The organism is candidate division KSB1 bacterium (assembly GCA_022562085.1).
Classification (GTDB): domain Bacteria; phylum Zhuqueibacterota; class Zhuqueibacteria; order Oceanimicrobiales; family Oceanimicrobiaceae; genus Oceanimicrobium.
Map to the genome: position 1 here is coordinate 1 of JADFPY010000442.1, position 3,040 is coordinate 3,040.

The window sequence follows — 3,040 nt, forward strand, 5'->3', positions numbered from 1 at the left end:
CAAAGTCCGGATTTTGAACAGTCTTGTCAAACGAAGATTGATAAACAGTTGCGCCAATCGATAATCCCGCTGGTGAATTGTACTTTATTCTTCCCCCAACCGCCGACTCCGTCACAAAACCTTTTTTCTTCTTTTCGGTTTGGTTTCGATGAAATCCCGTGGTTGAGAAGGTGGAAACCGCATTGTCAGAAACAGGCGTCGCATCCAATTTGTTTTGAGAGGCAAATACGATAATTTCAAACCAACCTGCTTTTAAAGAAGCAGCGCCGCCAAAGAAGGCAGAATTTTCGTCCACACTGGAGTAGCCTCTCACGCCTCGTGCTCTTTTCTTGGTTGGAAAAACCGCGGCCGAACTTTTAGCGAGTCCGTAAGGTCCCCATAAAACCAGCCCCTGGCCAACTTCCAGTTGAAAGTGACCTAACCATATTTGAACATTTTTTCTTGGAGCGGCGCTAAGATAAAAAAGTCTAAGGTCGTCGAGACGGCTTTCACCGCTGTCTTTTTCCAAAAGCAAGCCGCCTTTGATTGTTCCTAAAAATTCAAACCGGAGTCTATTATAGATCTTTTGCGCAGAGCTTTCGTAAGCCCCATTTTCAAAGCCTATGGGTCGTTCGAGTCTACTTGAAACGCGCGATCGAAAATGCATGTGCGATACTTTTGTCTTGGGAATTGACGCCGCAACGGAAACTAACTCTCGAACATTTTCAAAAGTCTCCTGATCCATTTCCGGCACGTTGAGCAATTCGTCGACTGCAGTAAAAGAGCCTTGTTTGTGTCGATATTTTAGAATTTCTCTAGATTGTTTGACGGTTAATCCGGGTATCGCTTCAAGTGTTTGCAGCTCTGCAGTGTTGAGATTTACAGGGTTCTCTCTGAGCCATAAAATAAGCTCCACCAGTTCCGATTGCTCTGAACTTTCCGCCTGCTCCTCAAGAATTTTTTCTTCTACCGAATCTTGTCCAAAGGCCAGAGCCTGGCAGAACATGTGTGCGATTATACAAAATGAGATTTTGATATTTTGAGTTCTATTTGTTCGCAATGTCTCTAACCACAATTTGTGCTTTGATTTTTTCGAAAGTCTTTATGCCGATGCCCGGTATATTTAACAAATCCCTGGTTTCCAGAAAGGGTCCGTTCTTCTCCCGATATTCGATAATCAGTGAGGCACGTTTTTCACCAATTCCGGGCAGTTTTTTTAGTTCTTCATGATTTGCTGTGTTGATGTTGATTCCTTGAATCACTGTTATAGAATCTGCTTGTGTTTCTAACAACAAGTCTTTTGATTTTTCCTCCACTTCTGCAATCACCGGCTCTTTCGCTTGCTTTGCCGTTTCCTTTTTTCTGCCCAAATGAATAGAAAACGACATTTGCTGGGTTAAGCCTAAATCATTGTGAGTAAAGAAGGCATAATCCACGGTAAAGCGATTGACATGAATTCCAAATCCGGCAGAAAATCTGCTTGGATTGTTCGCGGTTCCTGTTCGCAAGGCGAGGTTGTCAAAAGCTTTGAATTCTACGCCAAATCTTATCTCTTGCTCAAAGCGAACATCTTTAAAAATTTCCAGGTTTAGAATCATGCGTGGATGTGGATAGAGAGCGAGACCCGTACTAAAAGTTTGGGGTAACTTTTCTCGGGATTTACCGACACTTGGACGGTTAATATTTTTGGCGACAAATCCCAAACTCAACTGCTGATGAATCGGTACAACCAGTCCAATGTCTACACCAAGTGTACCGTCTGTGCCGTAGTTGTCGATTTTAACCGACTGGTATTTTAAACCGACTCCGTAGTAGATTCTGCCCTGATGACTTTTACTATAAGCAAGAAAGAAAACCTGCTCTTGGTAGAGGCTGTTTCCAAGAGTCAAAACTCCCAGGTTCAGTCGCGTCTTCCAAAGAGGAAAACTGGCCGATGCGCTGCCGATATTGACGTCATCAAGTCCGAAAGGCTTTTGGTAAAAAAGAGAGATTTCCGTTCCGGTGATTTGGCTCAATCCGCCGGGGTTCAGAAAGAGAGCGTCCGCGGTATTGGCTAGGGCCACATAAGTGCCCGCCATCGCCAGAGAGCGTGCGCCGACCGGAAAATCGTCGAACCTTGCCAGTAAATTTCGGCAAATCATCAGATTCATTCCTATAATTAACAACCAGAAGATTTTTGAAGACCTGGATTTTGAAATTGTTTGAAATTCGAGCTCAGAAATAATTCGCTTGACAATCATTGTGCAATTTCCATATATTTTTTGCAGTGATACAAATTAATTATGCCGCTCAATTGGTACACTTTCTATTTGGAGGGCTGAACATTGAAAGCTTTTGATCACTCTAAACCAAAGCACATCACGAGCCTCCTTTGCCATTTTTGTATCGCCTCAATTTTTTTAGTCAATTCTCCCTTGTTGATGGCCGGCCAGATAAAAGCGAAAGTAAATGTCATTATTGACAAGCTGCCTCTTGACAAACAAGAAAAAATGCAGGACTTCCACATTGCTTTGAAAGAGTATATTGAAAGCGTTGAATGGCTTGAGGAAGATGATAGCATCCCCGTTGAAGTAACGCTGCAATTGTTTTTAACCGATGCACTCTCCAATATAGAAGATCGATATAATTGTGAGTTTCTCATTTCCAGCACCGACGTTCAGTATTTTGACCGACGATATAAATTCCCGTTCCAGCTGGGAGATGTTTTAATTTACAACGATCAGGCCGTTGAACCCCTAACAAGCGTAATAAATTTTTACATCAATATGATTTTAGGAAGCGAGCTCGATAAAGAGCGTGAATATGGGGGAGACTTATATTATAAAAAGGCTCAGAGTTTTGCAGCCCTTGGTAAATTCGTTCGTACGGATTTCATTCTCGGCTGGACCGAGCGTGAGGAGTTAATCAAGAATGTTTTTACCGAACCCTTTAGAAAATTTCGCAAGATGAAAGACTATTACTTTTACGGGCTTTACGTTCGAGAGGAAAAACTGGATGAGACCCGCAAGAACATCAGAACTGCCTTGGATATGCTCGGTGGTATCCTAAAAGAAAAGGCAGA

3 protein-coding genes are annotated in these 3,040 nt (G+C 42.6%); 1 reads left to right on the top strand and 2 read right to left on the bottom strand.

Annotated elements, in window-relative coordinates; translation table 11 throughout:
• Both IH879_21940 and IH879_21945 read right to left on the bottom strand, forming a co-directional pair.
• Positions 1-985: helix-hairpin-helix domain-containing protein (locus IH879_21940; GenBank protein MCH7677588.1), on the bottom strand; the 985-nt coding region annotated here is incomplete at its 3' end.
• Positions 986-1,025: 40 nt separating this feature from the next.
• Positions 1,026-1,577, bottom strand: a complete 552-nt coding sequence (locus IH879_21945; GenBank protein ID MCH7677589.1) for a helix-hairpin-helix domain-containing protein — start codon at positions 1,575-1,577, stop codon at positions 1,026-1,028.
• 726 nt (positions 1,578-2,303) lie between these two features.
• On the opposite strand from IH879_21945, the gene IH879_21950 reads away from it, so the two are divergent.
• A partial coding sequence (locus IH879_21950; protein ID MCH7677590.1) for a DUF4835 family protein occupies positions 2,304-3,040 on the top strand: 737 nt, incomplete at its 3' end.

What these genes read in the sequence shown, in the direction of transcription:
- IH879_21945 (MCH7677589.1), bottom strand. Translation starts at nt 1,577, where the DNA reads ATGATTCTAAACCTGGAAATTTTTAAAGATGTTCGCTTTGAGCAAGAG.